This is a genomic window from Bartonella grahamii ATCC 700132 (assembly GCF_000518085.1).
Taxonomy (GTDB): domain Bacteria; phylum Pseudomonadota; class Alphaproteobacteria; order Rhizobiales; family Rhizobiaceae; genus Bartonella; species Bartonella grahamii.
In genome coordinates, this window is record NZ_KI912377.1 from 238,067 (window position 1) to 262,621 (window position 24,555).

The window sequence follows — 24,555 nt, forward strand, 5'->3', positions numbered from 1 at the left end:
TCCATTTTTTGGCGTCAAAAACCGGTAACTATTGGCGTCAAAAACCGGTAACTAAAAGTCTTGTTTTTTTACAAGATTAAAGTAGCAAGTTATTTCCTAGGCTATAGGTAAAGTGCAAAAATTTCAATCAAACTTATCTTATTTTTAAAATAATTCTAATTTTATAACTTTCTGATGATAAATCTTACCCTTTTTTCTTGCTTATAATTTGAGAAAAAAACGATAGAAAATCATCAATATCCTCAGAAGTTGTGTCCCGCCCTAGCGAAATGCGAATGGCACCATTTGGAACATGATACCCCATTGCCTCCAACACTTTGCTTTGTTTTACTTTTCCCGAAGAACAAGCCGAGCCGGATGATATAGAAAACCCTTCTAAATCAAAAGCAATTTGCATCGTTTCAGCTTTTATATTTTTCACGGTAAAGTAAGTTGTATTTGGCAAACGTTGAACTCTTTTGCCAAAAATTTCAACATTTTTACTTATTTTTTGTAGTCCATCTTCTAATTTATTGCGTAAATATATTAACTGTTTTATTTCTTCCTGTGTGAAACAATCAGCCATTGCTGCCCCAAAAGCAGCAATAAGGGGCAATGCTTCTGTTCCTCCACGGAGACCTTTTTCTTGTCCTCCCCCAATAATAAGAGGTTGTGGCATAAGAAGATTACCACATGAAACAAAAGCACCTATTCCTTTAGGACCACCAATTTTATGTGCAGACAGTATAAAAAAATCTCCTCCTAGCTGATTAATATCCACGAAATTTTTATCGACATATTGTGTCAAATCAACAATAAGAGTACCTCCTAAATCCCGAACAATAGCGGCGATTTCTGTTAACGGTTGAATAACACCCGTTTCACTATTTGCAGCTTGAATAGCAACAAGAGGTAAACCTTTTGTTTTATCGTGAACCGTTAAGAGTGATGTTAATTTATCTTGTTGAATGAGCCCATCTTGATCAACAGCAATGACGCTTATCAATTCTTTAGAAAAACGCCCTCCCTCTGCAACAGAGGGATGTTCAGTCGCTCCAAGGTAAAGATGAGAAAATTGAACTTTTGCATTCCCCATATTGTAAAAGGGTGTTAACAAAGTCATCGCTGCTTCACTCGCACCAGAGGTAAATACCACGTGATCTGGATCTGTTTTAAGATTTTCAGCGATTTGTCGACGTGCCTTTTGCAACAAGGTTTTAGCCGCACGCCCTTCCTTATGAACCGATGATGGATTACCAAATATCTCTAAAGATTCCACTAACGCCATCCGTGCCATTTTTTTGAGCGGTGTTGTTGCGTTATGATCAAAATATCGGCGTCTTATAACCATTTTACATCGCAATCATTAATCTTATGAATTGATTAAAAAAAATAGCGCAATTTTCTTGAAAAGTGCACTAAAAAAAGAATATCTAATAATTATTTAAGAGATTCTATGGTAAAAGTCGACCAAGGTCAATGAAAGCCTTTTATTGCATTTAAGGAGCATTTTATGCCAGAAATTATTTTTAACGGTCCCGCGGGTCGGCTCGAAGGGCGTTATCAACCTTCACAACAAAAAAATGCACCCATTGCGATCATTTTGCATCCTCATCCCCAATTTGGTGGAACTATGAATCATAAAATTGTCTATGACCTCTTTTATATGTTCCAACAACGTGGCTTTACAACTTTACGTTTTAACTTTCGTGGTATTGGTCGTAGTCAGGGTGAATTTGATTATGGAATAGGAGAACTTTCAGATGCTGCTGCTGCTCTCGATTGGGTGCAAACACAACATCCAGACTCTAAAAATTGTTGGGTCGCAGGATATTCATTTGGAGCATGGATTGGTATGCAGCTTTTAATGCGCCGACCGGAAATTGAGGGATTTATCTCTGTTGCCCCTCAGCCTAATGTTTATGACTTTTCATTTCTTGCACCTTGTCCCTCTTCTGGACTTATCATTCATGGCGGTATCGATAAAGTTTCCCCCCCAAAAGATGTTCAAATACTTGTCGATAAATTGAAAACACAAAAAGGAATCATCATCACACAAGAAATATTGGAAGAGGCTAATCACTTTTTCAGTGGATGTCATGAAGAACTTATTGAACGATGTGCCCACTATTTGGATAACCATATCACCAATGAACTTCTCGCTCCTCCTCCTGAAATACTTTCACTAACTTAGGAAAACACGATAGATTTATAAAAAATCAGAAAAAGTCGTCTTTGATCATAACAAAGTAATTTTTTTAGTCCGTACTTAAAACTTTTCTAAATTTTATTCTAGGATAGAAATGAGAATAACAGAATGCCTTTTTTCTATCACTGAGAAGTCTGTTTTTTAGCGTAAAAAGGAAATAATACCTGTATTATTATCTTTATATTATCAATATGTCTCTTTCTCTTGTGATGTGTGCATCAGTTATGATAGATAACGCTCCATTATATAAACACCTATTATATGAAATGAATGCACTCTTAAAATTAGGAAATTGAATCTGTGTTTGCCTTTAAATCTGATTTTTTACACATTATGAGCGAACGTGGTTTTATCCACCAAATTTCAGATGAAAAAGGCTTAGATGATCTTTTTTCAAAAGAAACTATAAGCGCTTATACTGGATTTGATCCAACAGCATCGAGTTTACATGCTGGAAGTCTTCTTCAGATTATGATGCTTTATTGGTTACAAAAAACGGGTCATCGTCCCATTGCTTTAATGGGTGGAGGGACCGGATTGATCGGTGATCCTTCCTTCAAAGATGAAGCGCGACGTCTTCTGACACAAGATGATATTGCTGCAAATATTGATGGTATTAAAAAGGTATTTGCTAACTATTTGACATTCGGTGACCAAGAAACTGATGCTTGTATTGTGAATAATGCTGAGTGGTTATGCAATTTAAACTACTTAGAATTTTTGCGTGATGTAGGAAAACATTTTTCTGTCAACCGTATGTTGTCATTTGATTCTGTCAGACTCAGACTTGAGCGTGAACACTCTTTGTCATTCTTAGAGTTTAATTATATGATTCTGCAAGCTTATGACTTTGTTGAACTTTATAAACGTTATGGGTTGCGTATGCAAATGGGGGGCTCTGATCAATGGGGCAACATTATTAACGGAATCGAATTAGGGCATCGTTTAGGAACACCACAATTATATGCGTTAACATCACCATTGCTGACAACCTCTTCCGGTGCCAAAATGGGTAAATCATTGAATGGGGCTATATGGCTGAATGCGGATATGCTTTCACCTTATCAATTTTGGCAATATTGGCGCAATATAGAAGATGCTGATGTAACAAGATTTCTAAAACTCTATACCCCATTGCCAATGGATGAGATTCTTAAACTTTCTGTATTACAAGGGACAGAAATTAACGAAGCAAAAAAAATTCTTGCAACAGAAGTTACAGCAATGTTGCATGGACGTGCTCTTGCCAATGCAGCAGCAGAGACTGCTCGCAAAACGTTTGAAGAAAAAACTTTGGGAGAAAATCTTCCAACTGTTGAAACTAATGCCTCAGAATTAAAAAAAGGTGTTGGATTGCTCACTCTTTTAGTACAAGCAGGACTCGCTAAATCTAATAGTGAGGCACGCCGACACGTTCAAGGTGGAGGTGTACGTGTAAATGATCAAATTATTGAGGATGAAACACATCTTATTATTGAAGGGGATGTCAGTGCAGAAGGAATCATTAAGCTTTCTTTCGGTAAGAAAAAACATGTTGTGATAAAACCAGTATAATCTTTTGTTGTTTTGTTTATGTTGTTCACACCGATCTTGTTCTTTCAATCCAATCGTTGTGATAGAGCGAGTTTTGTTAGGAAAATAAAGGTCTCTTAAAAACAATAATATTCTAGAGAGTTGAATAGTTCTTTTCTTCTGTGTACTCTGATATCTTATACTTATTACACAAGAAAGATGAAAACAATGACAAGATCAATGAAAGATGCTTTTGCTCCTGATTTTAATTTGCCTCGCGATGGAGGAGAGACAGTATGTCTTTCTGACTTTAAAGGAAAACCTGTTGTTTTATATTTTTATCCAAAAGATGACACCAGCGGTTGCACAAGCGAAGCACTTGATTTCACAAAATTAAAGATGAAATTTGATGAAATCGGTGTTGCTGTTATTGGAATCTCTCCAGATAATGTAAAAAAACATGATAAATTTAAAGTAAAATATGAACTTGATGTCATCTTGGTTTCTGATGAAGAAAAAACAACCCTCGAAGCTTATGGTGTTTGGGTTGAGAAAAGCATGTATGGACGCAAATATATGGGTGTTGAACGGAGCACTTTTTTAATTGATGCAAATGGAATAATAGCAGAAGAATGGCGCAAAGTAAGCGTATCTGGGCATGCTGAAAATGTTTTAGCTACTGCAACACTTTTACATCATAACGGTAACTTATAAATTGAGTGTTTGATTTACCTTAAAAAGCAAAAGTCATCCTCCGAATTGATTTTAGTTTTTCAACGAATTCAATTTTTACAATATATTGATTTATAAGGATAATGAATTGTTTTATATTTATATTAGTCCTCCGAATATCGCAAATTTTTCTTATTTCAGCTTTCTATCACTTGCAATATCATAAGCAGGATTGGCGTGTGAGAAAAAATTGAAGAAAGGAACAAGAAAATTCCTCTTTGAACCTTTAAAGTATTAAGAACTATCGTAATATCACAACATCAATAAAACAAACAACTTAAGAAAAAAATCTACATGGCTTGAAGGAAGGATATATAATTAACGAATATCCTCAATTTCTTTGTCTTGTCCATAAATGCGCCGTGCGAGTGCTGCCTCTATAAATGCATCTAAATTACCATTCAGTACGGATTGTGGATCCGTATTTTCAATCCCTGTACGCAAATCTTTGACAAGCTGATAGGGTTGAAGAACATAAGATCTAATTTGATGTCCCCATCCGATTTCTGTTTTAGAAGATTCGGCAGCATTGGTTTCTTCTTCTCTTTTTTTAAGCTCTTCTTCATAAAGCCGTGCACGCAACATCGACCAAGCCGTAGCGCGATTTTTATGTTGAGAACGCTCTGTTTGACATTGAACAACAATACCCGTTTTTATATGTGTGATGCGAACAGCGGAATCTGTCGTGTTAACATGTTGTCCTCCTGCTCCTGATGCACGATATGTATCAATACGCACATCTGCCTCTGAAACATCAACTTCAATATTGTCATCAATAACTGGATAAACCCAAATGCTTGCAAAAGAGGTATGGCGCTTTGCATTCGAATCAAATGGAGAAATCCGAACCAAGCGATGAACGCCTGATTCTGTTTTTAACATTCCATAAGCATTATGCCCTTTTACAAGAATAGTCGCTGACTTTATTCCTGCTTCTTCTCCATCATGAATTTCTAAAATCTCAACCTTCATTTCATGCTGTTCAGCCCAGCGCATATACATACGTAAGAGCATAGAAGCCCAATCTTGGCTTTCTGTTCCCCCTGCTCCAGCATGAACTTCTAAATAGGTATCATTCGGATCCGCCTCTCCTGAAAGAAGTACATCAATTTGCCTTTTATCTATCTCATTTTTAAGATTACGTATTGAATTTTCTGCATCAGCGATAATTTCAACATCACTTTCTTCTTCGCCCATCGCGATAAGCTCAATGCATTCTTCAAGTGTTTTTGTAAATGATAAAAGACCATTGATTGAATCATCAAGACGTTGACGCTCACGCATCATATCCTGTGCTTGTTGTGCATCATCCCATAATGACGGATCTTCCGCTTTTTGATTAAGATATTCGAGACGTTTTAGTGATTGATCCCAGTCAAAGATGCCCCCTTAGCAATTGAATTGCTTTCTGGATTTCATCAACTAATGTTTCTATTTCTGCTCGCATAATTTAACACCGTATTTTTTAACACTCTTTCTGGTTATGTCTCTAGAATTTTATACAAATTTGATAGCTGCTGTGAGGGAATAGCACGGACTTATCATTCTATTTACAGGACCGACACTGTAAAAAAAATAAAAACTATAGACTCATGGCGAAAGGAGATTTTGTTGATTAATACAGCCCACCTGTCCCACTTTCAAGAGCTTTATTTACTTGTGGAGAAGTAGTTACTGCAGGAACACCTTCTTGAAAAGAATTTGTACTCCCAATAACTTGATATATATCAGCAGGACCAGTCCCTGGTTTAAATGCTTCTATAATGACATCTTGATCTCCTCTTTCCGCAAGCATTCCTGTTTTCCGATTAATTGGCATTAAAATCATACCCTTTGGCATCTTAAAAGGAACATCTGGCTTTCCTTTAAGAGCATTTGCCATAAACTCACCAAAAATAGGTGCAGCTAATGAACTTCCGGTTCCATTATATCCTAATGGAGCAGGTTGATCGTAGCCGATAAAAATACCAACGACAATGTCAGGAGTAAATCCCATAAACCAGACATCTTTAGAGTCATTGGTTGTCCCTGTCTTAGCAGCAATATGTCGATTAAGATAACGTAAACGTGCTGCAGTACCACGCTGAACAACCCCTTCCATCATGGAGGTAATCTGATAAGCTGTCATAGGGTCAAGAACTTGATCTCGCTCATCAATCAATGTGGGTTCACGTTGATTATTCCATGAAGGCGTATTACAATTTTCACAAATACGATCATCATGACGATAGATTGTCTTTCCATAACGATCTTGAATTCTGTCTATCAGAGAAGGCTTAATAGAGCGTCCCCCATTGGCAATAACTGAATAAGCTGTAACCATTCGTAATACTGTTGTTTCACCAGCCCCTAAAGCCATGGGAAGATAAGGCTGCAATTTGTCCACTATACCAAAGCGTTCTGCATATTCAGCGACAAGAGGCATTCCCATATCATTGGCAAGCCGTATTGTCATAAGATTACGAGAACGCTCAATACCATAACGCAACGTTGAAGGTCCTGCAAAGGTACCACCATAATTTTTGGGTTGCCAAATTTCCCCATTATATTGACGAACTTCAATGGGGCCATCTAAAACAACGGATGCTGGTGTATACCCATTATCAAGAGCTGCTGCATAAACAAAAGGCTTAAAAGCAGATCCCGGTTGGCGATAAGCTTGGGTTGCACGATTGAATTCAGATGCAGCAAAAGAAAATCCTCCCACCATAGCAAGAACGCGCCCTGTATGAGGTTCCATAGCAACAATTGCACCTTCAACCTTTGGAATTTGTTGTAAACGATAAGTGTTGTTTGTATTGGATAGTTTTTCAACAAAAATGACATCCCCAACTTGCAGAACATGAGATAAGTTCTGAACAGTTTTTCGATAACCATTTTCTTTTACAACATGGAGTGCCCATTTTGAATCAGATTCAGATAAAACAGCAATTTCCCGTTTTTTTGATAATATACCCGAAGCTTCGCGCTGTGGCTGTAAACCAATCTCTACTTTATTGGGATTAGCAGAAAGAACAACAGCTAAACGCCATTCAGGAACATCACTTAGCCCCGTGATATTTGCAAGTTCTATTCCCCAATCACCTTTTTCATCGATATGCGCATAAGCTCCACGCCATCCTTGCGAATGATCAAATCTAATTAATCCAGCGTGCAAAGCACGTCGCGCAATAAGTTGTAAATGTGGATCAAGCGTTGTACGAATGGAAAGCCCACCTTCATAAAGTGTCTTAGCCCCATAGCGATGTATTAAACGACGTCGCACTTCTTCAGTAAAATAATCAGCCGCAAAAACATAGCTATCACTCCCACGTATTGTCGCTCCTAAAGGTTTAGCTTTCGCTTTTTCACCTTGTTCACGCGTTACATATCCATTTGCAATCATCCGATCTATAACCCAATTGCGCCGATCAATAGCACGTTGTGTATTCTTAAATGGATCATAATTTGCTGGCCCTTTTGGAAGAGCAGCCAAATAAGCACATTGTTCTAGCGTCAGATCATTGACGGATTTATTGAAATAGGTCAAAGAAGCAGCTGCTATACCATAAGTACCACGACCCAGATAAATTTCATTGAGATAAAGTTCGAGAATATGATCCTTTGAATAAGTTTTCTCAATACGCATTGCTAAAATAGCTTCCTTAAATTTACGCTCTAACGTTGTTTCTGAACTTAAAAGAAAGTTTTTAGCGACTTGTTGCGTTATAGTTGATGCACCCTCTGGGCGTCTTCCAGAACCAATATTACGAATATTATTGATCAAAGCTCGAGAAAGTCCTTCAGGATCTAAACCAAAATGATGATAAAAGTTTTTGTCTTCAGCCGAAATAAAAGCATTTATAACAAGCTTTGGTATTGATTGAATTGGTAAATAGAGGCGATGTTTTGTTGCAAACTCTGCCATAAGACGGCCATCAGAAGCATGGACGCGGGTCATTACCGGCGGCTCATAAAGTGAAAGAACTTCATAATCAGGGAGTGCATTTGCTTGACCACTGGTCATAACACCCCACGTTATTGCTCCACAAAGTCCAATAGCAACAAAAAAACGAAGAAGATATCTTAAAAAAATCATCATAAAAACGGCTATCGCTTTCTTAAGAATTAATCAAAGAAAAAATACGTTACTTCAAACACACCAAGCGGATATCACCACAAGATTGGGATCAAGAGAAATTGTTTTCTATCTTTTATTTATACTAGGGTACACTAGAACCCCATATTGATACTCTATTTTCTCACAAATTTAAAGAGGCTGTATCATTTTCTGCCTATAATGAGCAAATTGACGAATAGAATGAGCAATAGAGGCTGCCATTTGTTTTCTCCAATGAGGATCATTTAATAACTTTTCGTCCTCTTTATTGGATAAATAACCTATCTCTATCAAGACGGAGGGTATATCTGAAGCTCTTAAAACTTGAAAATTAGCATACCGATGTGGGTTATTAATCAAGTTAATATGATTCTTTGATAAACTTGAAATAACACTATTTGCAAAATTAACCGAAAATGTATGTGTTTCACGTCGTGTAAGATCCATCAAAATATCTGTAACTTCGAGTGTTTCATCTGCAGGCAAACCATCTAGCAAATCAACTTTATTTTCATTTTCAGCTAAAGATTTTGCAATGGCATCAGAGGCTTTGTCTGATATGGTATACACTGTAGCACCGCGAAGAGAATGTAGATCAATCGTATCTGCATGAATAGATATAAAAAGATCAGCATCGAACTCTTGCGCTTTTTTAACTCTTTCACTTAGTCTTAAAAAAATATTGGAATCTCGCGTTAAAGCAACAGTAATATGAGAATCCTTTTGTAATTCGTCTCGCAATGCACGCGCAAAGTCTAAAGTCACATCTTTTTCTAAAACTCCAGTAACACCCCGTGCACCGCCATCAATACCACCATGACCAGGATCAAGAACAACACGGAAATTATATGCTGGCATTAACTGCGTTTTTGTATCAAAATTGGTTTTTTGCTGTTTTTTTAATATTTCATCAAATTTTTCTAGTGTAGTTTTACGAATATCAATCAGCAACTGCCATAAACCATTATTTAATTTTTTTACGACACTTTTTTCAATTACAAAGGCCGTTTTACTTGTCAAAATAATGCGTGAAGTCTGCATGTCAGAAAAAGCATAACGCACATCTGAAAGCATAACGGATAATGTATTCTGTTTCTTTAAAGGCGTATTTTGCATCGAAAAGTCAATTGTAGGTAAATTGATCACCAACCGTGCTGGCCTGTCCAAAATCTGTAAACGAACATTTGGTTTTGAATTGAAAACCGCAATAATACGCGTATGAACACTATCACCAATGGTTCGAAAATTAATAAGTCTCAGAGGATCCGCGGCTTGAACACTGGTTTGGAATAGCAAAAATAATAATAAAAAGTATGTGACAAGCACAATAACATTCCCATAAGCTATTTTCAGCTTTTTGGTAAAGAAAACTCTTATCATAAGCAAAATACTCTACATTACATTTGTAATAATTTATCTTGGTTATATAAAAACGATACACCAATTTATTCTCTATTTTTCAATAAAAGCTAAATAAAAACCCAAAAACGAAATTAAGGTCATTAAAGACATTATCATTATACATGATTTACATTGTTACTTGCCAAACGCATGATATCAACATAAAAGAATATTTATGCTTCCTAGCTGATAATAGTCATCTAAATTATCTGTAACTCATATTAAGTTGTCTTTAGAGGTTTTTTGCCTATTATGCATTGAGACTTTTTTATGGATGAAAAATTTCTATGTTATAACATTAGGATTGCATTACTTAAGATTCGTTGGTTCGGATATCCGAGCTGTTTTAAAGATTATTTTACCGGAGACTTTTAAGAAATATGAGTCATAAAAAACAGATGGAGATAATGATGAGAAATGGTGTAAATGCAGTCATGCCTTTGCACGTGGTGTTCCGTCCTGTTTTTCTGGTACCTCCCTTTTATGGCAGACAGCCTTTTATATTTACGAATAGTTATAGCGTTCGTTTGAATAAAATTGTGCATGTCGCCTTCAGGATATTAGCTTATGTCAAACAAAATGCTTATAGATGCCTCCCATCCGGAGGAAACACGTGTTGTTGTTGTTCACGGCAACAAAATTGAAGAACTTGATTTTGAATCAGAACATAGAAAACAGCTCAAGGGGAATATTTATCTCGCACGTATTACGCGTGTAGAACCGTCTCTCCAAGCAGCTTTTGTTGAATATGGTGGAAACCGACATGGTTTTTTAACATTTTCTGAAATTCATCCTGATTATTATCAAATTCCTATTGCTGATCGCCTTGCTCTTCTTGAAGAAGAGGAAAAAGCAGCTGTAGGAGAAAATTCTGTAGATTCCTTTACAGAAGAAGCAACTAAAAATAAAAAACGCTCCAGAAGAACAAAAAAAAATGGAAAAAACAATGTCATAGCAGCCGATATTGAAAATGATATCACATCTGAAACAACAATAATTGATAATACAGAAGAAGCATTAAATGCCGATATCTCTTATGATGAGATCGAAATGGTTGGTGCTGAGGACATCCGTGAAGAGCTCCCAATTTATCAAAGAAAACAAGGGCGCCAATATAAAATTCAAGAAGTCATTAAACGACGTCAAATTTTGTTGGTACAAGTCATCAAAGAAGAGCGTGGTAATAAAGGTGCTGCCCTTACAACATATCTGTCTTTAGCAGGTCGTTATTCTGTTCTAATGCCCAACACAGCACGTGGTGGTGGTATTTCACGAAAAATTACGAATGTACAAGACCGTAAGCGTCTTAAAGAAATCGTAAAAGAATTAGCCGTTCCAAAAGGTATGGGCGTTATCTTACGAACAGCTGGAGCCAACAGAACAAAAGCTGAAATTAAACGTGATTATGAATATCTTATGCGGTTATGGGATACTATTCGCACTTTGACACTCGAGTCAACGGCGCCATGCCTTGTCCATGAAGAAAGTAATCTCATCAAGCGTTCTATACGAGATCTTTATAATAAGAACATTAGTGAAATTCTTGTCTCTGGAGACCAAGGATATCGTGAAGCGAAAGACTTTATGCGTATGCTCATGCCAAGCCATGCAAAAGTTGTGCAACCTTACCGTGATCCTACACCCATTTTTGCAAGAAATAATATTGAAATTCAACTTGATAAAATGTTGCAACCACAGGTTTCTTTAAAATCTGGTGGTTATCTTGTTATTAATCAAACAGAAGCACTTGTTGCTATTGACGTAAATTCTGGTCGCTCTACGAAAGAATTCTCTGTCGAAAAGACAGCTTTACAAACTAACCTTGAAGCTGCTGAAGAAGTAGCGCGTCAATTACGCTTGCGTGACCTTGCTGGTTTAATTGTGATTGATTTTATTGATATGCTTGAAGAACGCAATGTAAAGCTGGTCGAAAAAAAATTAAAAGATTGTTTAAAAAACGATCGTGCTCGTATTCAAGTAGGTCATATTTCACACTTCGGCCTTTTAGAAATGAGTCGTCAACGTATTCGCATATCGGTTTTAGAAAGTACAACACAGCCCTGCCCGCATTGCGCAGGAACAGGAAATATACGTTCTGAATCATCAATTGCGTTACATGTCATGCGCTCAATTGAAGAATATCTTCTTCATAATTCGCAATATAATATTATCGTGCGCACACCCGTAGCAACAGCGCTTTATGTATTAAATCATAAACGCAACATTCTTGTTAATTTAGAAACTCGCTTTAAGCTTAATATTAGTATTGAAGCAGATGATAGTATTGGAACGCAACATCTTGTTATTTCTAAAGGCTCAATAGCAGAGAGCATTTCTCGACCTTCATTGGAAGATGTTAATAAGCAAGAAATTGAAGATTCTGTTTTCATAGAAAGTGAATCTATTGAAAATCCTTCTCCCATTGGAACAAACCAAAAGCGTCGGCGCAAAAATCGTCACGATGAAATTACTGATCATTCTCTCTCCAATGTTCATAAAAAAGAAGATACCTTGAGTAATGATTCTTATCGTCGAGGACGTCGTCGAGGACGTCGTGGTGGTCGACGCAATCAAGATAATAGTTTTCATCAGATTCGCATTCCTTACGCAGAACCAGTGGGAGATTTTGCTAAGCAGGCTTTAGCAGAAATTAAAGCAGCACACCGCAAACATCGTGTTTCACCTGCTAAATCTTTTGAACTTGAAGAAACAAAAAATAATACACAAGCTCTAGATATACAACAACAGGGTGAATCTAAAAAAATTGATACAAGTATTAAACCTAAAAAACGTAAAACACGTTCTTCAAAAGTAGTAGAAAATCAACTTTCTTTAGATAATGATCAAAATGTCGTAGAACAAAAATCTCTTGAAGAAAAACCTAAAACTAGTTCAGTACGTAAAGCTAAAACAAAAAAGGCAGACAAATCTATTCATAAAGTAGAAGATAAAACTTTTGAAAATAGTAAAAAGTCAACACGTGGAACACGTAAAAAATCATCTTCTAAAGAGACAACGCAAATACAAAAAGTATTAGAGAAAGAAACTATAATCGAGATGGAGGAAGTTGTCGAAACTTCTCCTTCCCAAATTGAAAAAACAATTAATCAACCTGTTGTTGTTTCATCAACGCCTAATGATTCTTCCAAAACTGAACGTGTTGGTTGGTGGAAACGCAGAATTCTTTCGAAAAATTAAAGATAAAAAAACCGCCACAGAAAACTGTGGCGGTTTAAATAAATAATTATAGAAGACGTTTCAACCAATTCTATGGTGTGGGTTTATCACTTTTGTTTTGCTTTTTCTTGCTCAGCCCGCATACGATCTTCAATTTCTTTTTGCTTTGATTGAATAGCTTGCTGCATCTTTATTTGTTCTTGTTGGAAATCTTTTTCCTCCATACCAGGACCGGTATAGGCTGCTGTAAACCCATTAAGAGAAAATTCAATAGGATTAGCTGAACCACGGAAATTAACTGTGGTTACAACCATTTTTGTACCACTTTTCATAGCAGCTATAAGCTTATCATCTAAGACATCATTGGCAATACAACTTGGTCCATTACAAATAATATAAGGAATTTTTTTAGAGAAGTCGTCACCAATTTTAATGTGAACACCTTCTGGCAAAAAACGACCTGTAGGTACTTGAATACCTATACGTTTTTCATTTTGCTTCCCTTTTATTTCAACAAGATTAAAAGCCGTTAAAGGTTGTCCCGTATTCGATAATACAGTATTCATTGTATTACAAATATCAACATCATGCTGCTTACTGCAAACTTTGTACCAACCTTGTGATAAAGTTTGCGCATTTGCAGAAATACCAGCTATAAGAAAAAGGGCAGCGGCTCCAACTAATACTGAAACAGCAGAATAAACATTTTTATGCGACATGATTAAGTTAATCCTTTCAACGCGCTTTTAAGTAACTTCAAAAAAATATTAAATATAATTCCAACTTAAATTTATTAAATTATAATGAAATAACACTTAATTTTACTATTTTTACTTCAATATAAAAAAAAAAGTCAAATTTAGAGAAAAAAATACGACGAGCTATTCTAATTTTTATCCACCCATATAATTCCCCTCTTTATCATATTGGTGTTTGATGCAATCTATCCATAAAACACCTCTGTGTATTTAAGCTAAGATTACACAAACGAATCAATATTGCAATATTAATTAAAATAAACTCCCATACTACTCTAAAAATCTTACTAATTAAACTTTTTACATTTGTTACTCTTCATGTTAAGTTCGTGGAGCCTTAGCAACAGCTGTTGTAATGCATGAAGCTCCGAAATATCAGATAAATTTTACTTTTTTCCTTATGTGATTCGTGTGATACGAAAAAATAAAATCATTTACGGTGTTATTGAAACATTTCATAAATTAAAATCACTGATTGTCTAAAATTTCTGCATAATTGTAAGAGAACTTTTTCCTAATGGACAATTTTCTGCCCTTGTTTACAAAACAATGGCGATACATTTTTGTAATAAAAGTTTTATATTCTACAGCTTTTAACCAAAAAGTTTAATTTAAAAATACGCTACTAAAAAAGTGCTTTTTTCTTAATTAAAAAACATATTTTCTTAGAGAGAAAATTTATAACTGTTGAAAATATTTTATTTATAATAAACTTCCTTAAAATATAACAACATATTAATTTATAATAATAATTTATCTTTTACATCATCAAATGTTTGTTTTTCATAGCTATTAAGAGCCCTCTGTTAGCAATTCTTTTATATTGCTAGAAACTGGGGCTTATCGAATTAATTGCGTCTTTTACTCAATAAAAATCTTTATCTTTCCAATCAAAATCTTTGCGTAAAATAGTACCTATATCACTCTGCAATATATCCACTAAAACTTTGCAACTAATAATAAATATGAAGATAATTTTCCATTTATTAAATAATTCAGCTTTTCTTCGTATTCTCCTACTTCGTACTCTCTCGCTATATCTACCCTAGAGATAAATTTTTATTTTTTTCAAATAGATCCTGTAATTTCGAACCAAGATTATAATATTCATTCTTCAGATTTTTCAGTTCTTTTAAAAACTTATTTCGTTCCTACAAACGCTTATAGTATTCTGCTTTAGAAAATTTTTTTCCCAAAATATCTAAATGATAAATACTTATCTTCAATAAATTATATGCTATCTTTAGTATCCTTTCTTTTGTTTTTTTAATGTTGGTATTGTTCCTTAGAAGATAAATCAGCGTGAGCGTTTTTATGCCATATATCATATTACAGGGAGTAAAAAACTATCGTTAGTAACTTTTGTAATGAAGAAAGCATGTTATCTTGGCTTAAGTTTTTGCTTTTTAGAGAAAGATACTTATATGCACGTTCTATTTATTGCGGTTACACCGTCTAAGCTATTTTCTTCATTATATCAATATGTCTTATGATGAAGAACGCAAAATGAATATGTAAGAAGTTCTTTTATTATAAACTTAAATTTTATTCTTATAAAAAATTAATAACTATTTGTTTTTATATAATAATTTTATAAAAATGAGTAACAATTCTGAAACAACAAAGAAGTTTTTAACCAGAATGTTGTTCTGCCATTTCGACAAGCTGTGTCATAATATTCGCTGCTCCAACAAGCCTTTCATCCGCTGTGGACCAATCACGAATAAGAGCGATACTTTGATCTGGTCGAATTTTTGCCATCGAACCTTGTTTTCCAACCCACTGAACAAGAGCAACACTATTTGCAAAATAATTATTGCGAAACTGTATAACAATCCCCTTTGGTCCAGTATCCAATTTTTCTACATGCGCTTTTCGACACAATGTTTTGATATAAAAGACTTTAAGAAGGTGTTGAACTTCAAGCGGTAAAGGACCAAAGCGATCAATTAACTCCGCTGCAAATTCATCAATTTGTTCTAAATCATCAAGTTCTGTTAAACGACGATAAAGCCCCATACGTAATGGCAAGTCAGGCACGAAACTTTCTGGTATCATCACTGTTGTACCAAGTGAAATTTGAGGAGACCATTGCTTATCTTCATTTAGCTCTCCATCTTTTAATTCAGTAACAGCTTCTTCAAGCATTTTTTGATAGAGTTCAAATCCAACTTCTTTAATATGCCCCGATTGCTCTTCACCTAAAAAATTGCCTGAACCGCGGATATCCATGTCATGGCTTGCCAATTGAAAACCGGCCCCCAAGGTGTCAAGAGATTGTAAAACTTTAAGACGGCGATCAGCAGCAGCTGTTAAAACTTTACCAGCAGGAAATGTAAAAAGTGCATAAGCACGTTGTTTTGAGCGCCCTACCCTCCCTCGTAACTGATAGAGTGCAGAAAGACCAAACATCTCAGCGCGATGCACAATTAGGGTATTGGCTGTTGGAATATCAAGACCAGATTCAATAATGGTTGTCGATAGCAAAACATCATATTGCCCATCATAAAATGCATTCATGATATCATCAAGTTGTCCAGCCGGCATTTGTCCATGAGCCACAACGAATTTCAGTTCTGGCACATGTGTTTTGAGATATTCTTCTACAAAAGCCAGATCAGAAATACGAGGACAAACATAGAAACTTTGTCCGCCACGATAATATTCTCGAAGCAGGGTCTCTCGTATAACAAGTGCATCAAAAGGTGAAATAAAAGTACGAACCACCATTCTATCAATGGGGGGCGTTGTTATCAATGAAAGTTCACGTACACCCGATAATGCTAACCCTAAAGTGCGTGGTATGGGAGTTGCTGAAAGTGTGAGAACATGAATATCACTTTTAAGCTCTTTTAAACGCTCTTTGTGTTTGACACCAAAATGCTGCTCCTCATCAATGATGAGAAGGCCTAACCGTAAAAAATTAACTGCACCACTTAATAATGCATGGGTTCCAATGACAATATCGATTGTACCATCTGAAACACCTTTTTTTACTTGTGCAAGTTCTTTCGCTTTTACAAGCCTTGAAGCATGTCCAATTTTAACCGGTAATCCTTGAAAACGCGAAATAAATGTCTTGTAATGTTGACGTGAAAGCAAAGTTGTCGGTACAACAACAGCAACCTGATATCCATTTAATGCTGCGACAAAAGCACTTCGAATAGCTACTTCGGTTTTTCCAAAACCAACATCACCGCATATCAAGCGATCCATAGGCTTTCCTGAGGCTAAATCGTCTAAAACAGCATCAATTGCATTCATTTGATCTTCCGTTTCTTCATAGGGAAAGCAAGCAACAAACTCATCAAATGGTCCAATTGGTGGAAGTAAAGCAGGCGCAGCACGAGTCATACGCTCTGCAGCTATACGAATTAATTGCCCTGCCATTTCCAATAAATGTTTTTTAAGCCGAGCTTTACGTGCTTGCCAAGCAACACCCCCTAATTTATCTAAAGTTACCTCTGTTCCTTCTGAGCCATAACGTGAGAGAAGCTCAATATTTTCAACAGGTAAAAAGAGTAAATCACCCCCAGCATATCTAATTTCAAGACAATCTCGTAAAATTCCAGTAGTTTTGATGGTTTTAAGACCAACAAATTGGCCAATACCGTGGTCGATATGCACAATAATATCACCAGAATTTAAAGCAGAAATTTCAGAAATAAAATTTGTATTATTTTTACGCCGCTTTGGCGATCTTATAAAACGATCGCCAAGGATATCTTGCTCTGCTATAACAGCCAAATCTTCAGCCTCAAAACCATGTTCTATCATGATAACAGCTGCTAATATGCGATCTCGTGGTGTTGCTTTGACAGTTTGCAAGGATTTTGCAACATCTATTTTTTTCAATCCATGCTCATCGAGAACTTGTAGCAAACGATTGAGAGATCCTTCACTCCAACACGCTAAAAGCACTTTTTTACCAGCAGTGCGTAAAGATGCGATATGATCAATAACACTTGAAAAAACATTTTTTTCCTGCGCATTACGCTCTTTTACAAAATCATATCCCTGTTTAACATTGGTGTGAATAACAGTTTTTTCCAAACTTTGTGGAATATTAAAAGGCGAAAAATCAATACGCTGTGAAGATTGTTGCACACCCTCCAAAACACGCTCTGGCGTTAAATAGAAAAGACTAGGATCTATTGGATGATAAGAAGTAGAATTTTTTTCATCATTTTCGCGCTCTTTGCGCGCGTTATAATAGTCCTCAATAAGACGATAGCGTTCAATGAAGGCTTCTTCTATGAGATGCTCAAAAACTATCGGTAAGTTGCCACAATGGTCAAAAAAACTATCAAGGTTTTCATAAAAAAATGGAAGCCAATGTTCCATACCGGCAAAACGCCGACCTTGAGCAATTGCTTCATAAAGCATGTTATTTTTTTGTGATACACCAAATGTACGGGTATAATTGCTCTTAAAACGGCTTATGCGTTCTGGTGTAAGAACAACCTCACTCATTCCCTGTAATAAAAGTTCAGTTTTTTGGCCTGTTGTCCTTTGACTTTCTGGATCAAATATGCGGATACTTTCTAGGGTATCTCCAAAAAAATCAAGACGTAAAGGTTCAACATCCATGGGAGAAAAGATATCAAGTATTCCTCCTCTTACAGCAAACTCACCAACATCACGGACAACCGTAACGCGTTCAAAACCATTGGTTTCTAAAAACTGAATAAGATTTCCCATGTTATTGCGCTGGCCAACACGTGCGTGAATAAGCTGAGCTTCTATCATTTCACGAGGAGGTAACTTTTGCATAATCGCATTTGCTGTTGTTAATATAATTGCAGGATGCGGATCTTTACGTAAATTTGCTATGTGTGCCAATGCTGATAGTCGACGTGCCATAACAGCAATTCCTGGTGACACACGATCATAGGGCAAACAATCCCATGCAGGAAATTGAAGTATGGGTAAATTTGGCTCAATAAAATTTAAAACTTGTTGTAAATGAACAATTTTTGTTCCGTCGCGGACAACATAGATGAGCGGTTTACCTTGTGCAATTTCTGAACTTAATTTAGCAAGCGCAAAGGCTTCGAATCCATCAGGAACTCCATCAAAAATCATATGAACAGAATTATTTTGGGGAATAACAATTTTTTTAAATATAGGCATCGGGATTAATAACTTAAGCAAGTACGATAATTGGCAATATCACGAAAAAGTGGACTATCAACTTCAGAGGGTGGCGAAACTTCTCCAGTAATCCATGTGAGTAAATCACGATCATCAAAAGACATAATATATTCAAGTTCAGAGAGCGTTTTATCATTCATTCCAGTAATATGAGCATCGACATAATGTCCAAAAATGAGATCCATTTCACGAATACCGCGATGCCATGCACGAAAAATCAATCGACGACGACGCACATCTAATTGATTTTTGTCAACGACAAAAACTGTCATAAAAAATCTCCTTGAATAAAGTAATATAAACTATTCAATTAGTCGTATAAAATTTGTACCTTGCTTTTAAGGAAGTTCTATAATCTTTTGTTCTTTAAGTGTAATTCGACGATGCATTTGCTTAGCCAAAGCGTAATTATGTGTTGCAATAAGAGCAGAAAGACCCGACTGGCGAACAAGGATAGATAAAGCTTGAAAAACATAAGCTGAAGTTACTGGATCAAGATTCCCCGTAGGTTCATCAGCCAAAAGAACCGAAGGGCCATTTGCTACTGCACGTGCAATAGCAACACGTTGTTGTTCTCCTCCCGATAACTCTGAGGGACGATGGTTAGCACGATGAGAAACACGCAGATACGTCAATAATTTGCGCGCACGATCTTCTGCTATGGATTTTTTTAATCCTGCTATCATTTGCGGTACCATGACATTTTCTAACGCCGTAAACTCTGGAAGTAAATGATGAAATTGATAAACAAAACCAATATCATTTCGTCTTATAGCTGTTCGCTCACTATCAGAGCGCTTTGCACAAGAAATACCCCGTAACATCACATCACCAGCTGTTGGTTTTTCTAATAATCCAGCAATATGAAGAAGTGTTGATTTTCCAGCACCAGATGGTGCAACAAGTGCAACAAGCTCTCCACGATTAAGAATAAAATTCGCTTTATCTAAAACAATAAGCGGCTTATGACTCTCGAAAAAGTGTCTTTCAATCTCTACAAGCTCTAAAATAGCTGTCATTATTCATACCTCAAAGCTTGTACGGGATCTAGCTTAGCAGCACGCCATGCCGGAATGAGAGCAGCAAGAAACGACAAAAATAAAGCCATCATAGCAACCAAGATGGTCTGTTTCCACTCAATTTGTGCAGGCAATTTTGTTAAAAAATAAAGTTGAGGATTAAAAACGTCGACATTAAATAACCAAGATATAAAGTCTTGGATATGATTAATATTCGCGGTCGCGATAACACCTAAAACTAAACCCAATATAGTTCCAATAAAACCAATCATCATTCCTGTAATGATAAATATACGCAAAATCGCACTCTGTTGAGCCCCCATCGTGCGTAAAATCGCAATATCATGACTTTTATCTTTTACAAGCATAATCAGCCCTGAAATAATATTTAAAGCAGCAACAAGAACGATCAGAGAAAGAATGAAAAACATAACATTTCGTTCAATCTGTAAGGCTGAAAAAAAAGCCTGATTGCGGGTACGCCAATCAATTAAATAGACCTGTTGATCAACTGTTTTTTCTACAACAGGTTTTATTTGATCAACAGCATCAGGATCATTTAGAAATAATTCTAAAGACTGAACCTTATCTCCCAAATTAAAAAACATTTGTGCTTCATGGAGAGGCATAAAGATAAATATTGAATCATATTCAGACATACCAACTTCAAAAATAGCAACGACTTTATAAGCTTTCACACGTGGGGTAACGCCAAAAGGAGTCTCATCACCATCTGGAGTAATAATACGAATATCCCTTCCAACTGTCAGCCCCAATTTTTCTGCTAAGCCACTTCCAATTGCAACACCTTCTTCTTCATCAAACCGAGAAATCGATCCTAATTTAATGTTTTGAGAGACTGTTTTAAGCTTTTCTAGATCTTGTTTGCGCATACCACGAACTAATGCGCCAGAGCCACCTTGAACTTCACCTTGAACAAGCGCTTGACCTTCAATAACAGGCAAAGCAAACTTTACACCATTTGTAGATTCTAAAGAAGAAATAAGAGTCTTATAATCAGAAAAACCAGAATCAACTGTTTGAACAATAAAATGCCCATTCATACCAAGAATACGATTGAGAAGCTCTGTACGAAAGCCATTCATCACCGCCATAACAACAACCAGAGCAAATACGCCCAACATAATCCCAATAAGAGAAATAATTGAAATAACAGATGCAACGACATGTTTTTTATTGGGAATCATGTAACGAAAAGCGATCATCCACTCATAAGATGAAAACCATTTGTCTTTCAGCCTCTTCATAACATTTCCTATTAATTCATAGAAAGTTGGCTGAGTACATCTTCAACCTTTAGAGATTTTTTTACACCTGTTTTTCGATCTTTAATTTCAACTTCATTTTGTGCAATGCTGTTAGGACCAACAATGATTTGCGTTGGCAAACCAATCAAATCCATTGTTGCAAATTTTGATCCAGGACGTTCATTTCTATCATCTAATAATGGATCAAAACCAGCCTCCTTTAATCCCTGATAGAGAAACTCACATGCCTTCGTGCATTTTTCATCATCGGATTTCATATTGATAATTCCAAAATCAAACGGTGCCATCGACTTTGGCCAAATAATACCATTTTCATCATGAGAAGCCTCTATAGCGGCCGCAACAAGACGCGAAGGTCCAATACCATAAGATCCCATAGAGACTACATGCTCTTTTCCATCTTGTCCCATAACTTTTGCTTCCATTGGAGCAGAATATTTCGTGCCAAAGTGGAAAATATGCCCGACTTCAATACCACGCGCTGAAAGACGATTATGATCAGAAACTTTAGCCCACTCCTCTTCATTATGCATTTCTTCCGTCGCTGCATAAAAAGATGTCCATTGTTTAACAATATCATCCAAAACAGCTTTATCACTAAAATCGATTGAACTATCAGGAACAGTAAGTTCAAGAAATTGTTTATTACAGAAGATAGCGCTCTCTCCCGTTTCAGCCAAAATGATAAATTCATGACTGAGTTCCCCCCCTATTGGACCTGTATCTGCACGCATAGGAATTGCTTTTAAACCAAGACGAGAAAAAGTGCGTAAATAAGCAACAAACATACGATTATAAGATGTTTTAGAACCTTCATAATCAAGATCAAAAGAATAAGCATCTTTCATTAAAAATTCTCGTGCCCGCATCACACCAAAACGTGGGCGAATTTCATCACGAAATTTCCATTGAATATGATACAAATTAAGTGGAAGATCTTTATAAGAACGAACATATGAGCGAAAAATATCTGTTACCATTTCTTCATTGGTTGGACCATAAAGTAAATCACGCTTTTGGCGATCTTTAATGCGAAGCATTTCCAAACCATAATCATCATAACGACCGCTTTCACGCCAAAGATCAGCAGATTGAATTGTAGGCATCAATATTTCTATTGCACCCGCACGTTCTTGCTCCTCACGAATAATTCTACAAACTTTATCAAGCACTTTTTTCCCTAAAGGAAGCCAAGAATAAATTCCTGATGTTTGTTGGCGAATCATACCGGCACGCAACATGAGCCGATGAGAAACAATCTCTGCTTCCTTAGGATTCTCTTTTAAAAGTGGAAGGAAATATTGAGAAAGACGCATTGAAATAATTAACTCCTAATCACACCTATCATATCGAAACAATTTATCACACCCTCTATTCATCTATATCCGCATTCTGAATACTTTCAAATATAACGATCTTATTATTTAAAAATTTATTGGGCTTTATTCTCTATTTTTCTTATTTAGCAATAAAATAAAAATGCTCTTCTCTTTTTAAATAACGTAATATGAAAGTTCCTTATTTTGACCGATGTAAAAAAACTGTACAGATAGGTTTTTTTTGCCAAATTTCATGAACAGCCGCTCTCACAGCACGTCGTGTTGCCTCTCGAATAAGTTCATTATTTTTCTGTTTCATGCGTGGGATATTATAAACTGTATTTTCTATAATATCTAAAAGAATATCTTTTAAACTTTCTCCCTTTCCATTACTTTCAGGTAACCCGAATGTTGTTAGACCTATATCCCCTAATAATTCATGCTTACTATTTATATGGAGAGAAATAGTAACATGACCAGCATAACTTAGTTTGCGACGTTCACGAATCCCTAGTTCATTTTCATCTCCAATTAGGCAACCATCCTTATAGATGCGGCCAACAGGAACTTGATCAACAACTTCTACAGGCTCTGGTGCAAAACGTAACATATATCCATTTCTGATATCTGTAACAATTTTAATACCCGCTTGACGCGCTAAAGTTGCCTGAGCCTTAAGATGCATTGCTTCCCCATGTACAGGAACAAGTATCTGTGGCTTTACCCAATCATACATCTGTAAAAGTTCTGAACGACGGGGATGACCGGAAACATGAACAAGTGCATCTTCATTCGTGATAATTTCAATACCCAAATCAATGAAACGATTTTGTACCTCAATAATCGCTTTTTCGTTTCCTGGAATACTTCGTGATGAATAAATAACGGTATCACCAGCAGAAAGTGTAATATTTCTCATTCCATCACGTGACAGTTTAGCCAAAGCAGCACATGGCTCACCTTGGCTCCCTGTGACAATTAAAACAAGATCTTTTCGCGAAATGTAACCATAATCATCTTCCGTTACAAATGGTGCTAAACCATTCATATAACCAAGCTCTTGTGCAACCATAATACTTCGCTTAAGGGAACGCCCAATGACAAGCACCTTACGTCCAGCAGCTTCAGCTGCAAGAGCAATAGAACGTATCCGACCAATATTAGAAGAAAAAGTTGCTATTGCAACGCGCCCTTCAGCTTTGGAAATAATCTCAGAAAGACTGGCTTGAACCTGCTGCTCTGATGGAGATATACCATCCCGACACGCATTTGTAGAATCACAAAGTAATGCTAAAACACCTTTTTTTCCTAACGCACGAAATCTTTTTTCATCCGTCACAGCCCCAAGTGAAGGAGTATGATCAATTTTCCAATCACCAGTATGAATCACAGTCCCCAAAGAGGTTGTAATTGCTAAAGATACAGATTCTGGTATTGAATGGTTAACAGCTATAGCCTCTACAGCAAAGGAACCTACCTGAAAACAATCACCAGCTTGAAAAATATTGAGTAAAATTTTTTGAGATTCAAAATCTAATTGTTTTTTAGTTTCCAATAATCCTGCTGTAAAAGGCGTACAGTAAATTGGAACTTGTAACTTTGGCCATAAATCAAGAACGGCCCCATAATGATCTTCGTGTGCATGTGTTAAAACAAGACCCCGTATATTATGTTTTTCACTTTCTAGAAAACGAATATCAGGAAAAACAAGGTCGACTCCTGGTAATTCAGAACCAGCAAAACTAATCCCCATATCAACCAGCAGCCATTCACGAAGATTTTGGGGACCAAATCCGTAAGCAGCTAAATTCATCCCTATTTCACCTACCCCCCCCAGAGGTAAAAAAACAAACTCATTCTTATTGGCTGCAACCATAAACATCTCCCAAAATCATTAAGGTATCTGA

Annotated in this window: 15 protein-coding genes; 4 read left to right on the top strand and 11 right to left on the bottom strand. The window is 36.2% G+C overall.

Features of this window, described 5'->3' with window-relative positions; genetic code table 11:
* Nucleotides 1–184: 184 nt before the first annotated feature.
* Nucleotides 185–1,330: a cysteine desulfurase family protein gene (locus tag U736_RS0109945; RefSeq protein WP_015856378.1), complete on the bottom strand. Its 1,146-nt coding sequence runs from the start codon at nt 1,328–1,330 to the stop codon at nt 185–187.
* A gap of 162 nt (nt 1,331–1,492) precedes the next feature.
* On the opposite strand from U736_RS0109945, the gene U736_RS0109950 reads away from it, so the two are divergent.
* The 3 genes from U736_RS0109950 (at nt 1,493) to U736_RS0109960 (ending at nt 4,414) form a co-directional block, all read left to right on the top strand.
* The gene (locus U736_RS0109950) at nt 1,493–2,173 is read left to right on the top strand and encodes an alpha/beta hydrolase (protein ID WP_015856377.1); all 681 of its coding nucleotides are present in this window, start codon (nt 1,493–1,495) and stop codon (nt 2,171–2,173) included.
* A 315-nt stretch (nt 2,174–2,488) separates the two neighbouring features.
* Nucleotides 2,489–3,742 (top strand): tyrosine--tRNA ligase, encoded by a 1,254-nt coding sequence (gene tyrS, locus U736_RS0109955; RefSeq protein ID WP_015856376.1) that lies wholly within the window; start codon nt 2,489–2,491, stop codon nt 3,740–3,742.
* A gap of 186 nt (nt 3,743–3,928) precedes the next feature.
* A complete protein-coding gene (locus U736_RS0109960; protein ID WP_015856375.1) occupies nt 3,929–4,414 on the top strand; it encodes a peroxiredoxin in 486 nt (161 codons plus the stop codon).
* Between the two features lie 336 nt (nt 4,415–4,750).
* Here U736_RS0109960 and prfB read toward each other — a convergent pair.
* From prfB to U736_RS0109975, 3 genes are all read right to left on the bottom strand, one after another.
* Nucleotides 4,751–5,879, bottom strand: a protein-coding gene (gene prfB / locus U736_RS0109965) for a peptide chain release factor 2 (protein WP_015856374.1) whose coding sequence is annotated in 2 segments (ribosomal slippage) — nt 4,751–5,809 and nt 5,811–5,879 — 1,128 coding nt in all. Because the reading frame shifts where the segments join, the coding sequence is not laid out codon by codon here.
* A gap of 168 nt (nt 5,880–6,047) precedes the next feature.
* A complete protein-coding gene (locus U736_RS0109970) occupies nt 6,048–8,513 on the bottom strand; it encodes a penicillin-binding protein 1A (RefSeq protein WP_015856373.1) in 2,466 nt (821 codons plus the stop codon).
* 168 nt (nt 8,514–8,681) lie between these two features.
* Nucleotides 8,682–9,911 (bottom strand): N-acetylmuramoyl-L-alanine amidase, encoded by a 1,230-nt coding sequence (locus U736_RS0109975; RefSeq protein ID WP_015856372.1) that lies wholly within the window; start codon nt 9,909–9,911, stop codon nt 8,682–8,684.
* 588 nt (nt 9,912–10,499) lie between these two features.
* Here U736_RS0109975 and U736_RS0109980 point away from each other — a divergent pair.
* Nucleotides 10,500–13,130: an Rne/Rng family ribonuclease gene (locus U736_RS0109980; RefSeq protein WP_015856371.1), complete on the top strand. Its 2,631-nt coding sequence runs from the start codon at nt 10,500–10,502 to the stop codon at nt 13,128–13,130.
* A gap of 86 nt (nt 13,131–13,216) precedes the next feature.
* Here the strand turns inward: U736_RS0109980 and U736_RS0109985 are convergent, their stop codons facing one another.
* From U736_RS0109985 to U736_RS0110015, 7 genes are all read right to left on the bottom strand, one after another.
* Nucleotides 13,217–13,828, bottom strand: coding sequence for an invasion associated locus B family protein (locus U736_RS0109985; RefSeq protein ID WP_015856370.1), 612 nt, complete (start codon nt 13,826–13,828; stop codon nt 13,217–13,219).
* A gap of 1,671 nt (nt 13,829–15,499) precedes the next feature.
* Complete coding sequence (gene mfd, locus U736_RS0109990; protein ID WP_015856369.1) at nt 15,500–19,000, bottom strand: transcription-repair coupling factor; 3,501 nt, start codon at nt 18,998–19,000, stop codon at nt 15,500–15,502.
* Between the two features lie 5 nt (nt 19,001–19,005).
* Nucleotides 19,006–19,293 (bottom strand): FAD assembly factor SdhE, encoded by a 288-nt coding sequence (locus U736_RS0109995; RefSeq protein ID WP_015856368.1) that lies wholly within the window; start codon nt 19,291–19,293, stop codon nt 19,006–19,008.
* A 66-nt stretch (nt 19,294–19,359) separates the two neighbouring features.
* Nucleotides 19,360–20,040, bottom strand: coding sequence for an ABC transporter ATP-binding protein (locus tag U736_RS0110000; RefSeq protein WP_015856367.1), 681 nt, complete (start codon nt 20,038–20,040; stop codon nt 19,360–19,362).
* The gene (locus U736_RS0110005; RefSeq protein ID WP_015856366.1) at nt 20,040–21,308 is read right to left on the bottom strand and encodes a lipoprotein-releasing ABC transporter permease subunit; all 1,269 of its coding nucleotides are present in this window, start codon (nt 21,306–21,308) and stop codon (nt 20,040–20,042) included. Before U736_RS0110005 ends, U736_RS0110000 begins: the two co-directional genes overlap by 1 nt.
* A gap of 11 nt (nt 21,309–21,319) precedes the next feature.
* Nucleotides 21,320–22,645: a proline--tRNA ligase gene (gene proS / locus U736_RS0110010; protein ID WP_015856365.1), complete on the bottom strand. Its 1,326-nt coding sequence runs from the start codon at nt 22,643–22,645 to the stop codon at nt 21,320–21,322.
* A 202-nt stretch (nt 22,646–22,847) separates the two neighbouring features.
* Nucleotides 22,848–24,524 (bottom strand): ribonuclease J, encoded by a 1,677-nt coding sequence (locus tag U736_RS0110015; protein WP_015856364.1) that lies wholly within the window; start codon nt 24,522–24,524, stop codon nt 22,848–22,850.
* Nucleotides 24,525–24,555: the final 31 nt, after the last annotated feature.

Excerpts from the sequence above, each read along its gene's own strand:
- U736_RS0109975 (WP_015856372.1), bottom strand. The coding sequence starts at position 9,911 with ATGATAAGAGTTTTCTTTACCAAAAAGCTGAAAATAGCTTATGGGAAT.
- U736_RS0110005 (WP_015856366.1), bottom strand. The coding sequence starts at position 21,308 with ATGAAGAGGCTGAAAGACAAATGGTTTTCATCTTATGAGTGGATGATC.
- U736_RS0109945 (WP_015856378.1), bottom strand. The coding sequence starts at position 1,330 with ATGGTTATAAGACGCCGATATTTTGATCATAACGCAACAACACCGCTC.
- U736_RS0109960 (WP_015856375.1), top strand. The coding sequence starts at position 3,929 with ATGACAAGATCAATGAAAGATGCTTTTGCTCCTGATTTTAATTTGCCT.
- U736_RS0109985 (WP_015856370.1), bottom strand. The coding sequence starts at position 13,828 with ATGTCGCATAAAAATGTTTATTCTGCTGTTTCAGTATTAGTTGGAGCC.
- U736_RS0109980 (WP_015856371.1), top strand. The coding sequence starts at position 10,500 with ATGTCAAACAAAATGCTTATAGATGCCTCCCATCCGGAGGAAACACGT.
- U736_RS0110015 (WP_015856364.1), bottom strand. The coding sequence starts at position 24,524 with ATGGTTGCAGCCAATAAGAATGAGTTTGTTTTTTTACCTCTGGGGGGG.
- proS (WP_015856365.1), bottom strand. The coding sequence starts at position 22,645 with ATGCGTCTTTCTCAATATTTCCTTCCACTTTTAAAAGAGAATCCTAAG.
- U736_RS0110000 (WP_015856367.1), bottom strand. The coding sequence starts at position 20,040 with ATGACAGCTATTTTAGAGCTTGTAGAGATTGAAAGACACTTTTTCGAG.
- mfd (WP_015856369.1), bottom strand. The coding sequence starts at position 19,000 with ATGCCTATATTTAAAAAAATTGTTATTCCCCAAAATAATTCTGTTCAT.
- U736_RS0109950 (WP_015856377.1), top strand. The coding sequence starts at position 1,493 with ATGCCAGAAATTATTTTTAACGGTCCCGCGGGTCGGCTCGAAGGGCGT.
- U736_RS0109970 (WP_015856373.1), bottom strand. The coding sequence starts at position 8,513 with ATGATGATTTTTTTAAGATATCTTCTTCGTTTTTTTGTTGCTATTGGA.
- U736_RS0109995 (WP_015856368.1), bottom strand. The coding sequence starts at position 19,293 with ATGACAGTTTTTGTCGTTGACAAAAATCAATTAGATGTGCGTCGTCGT.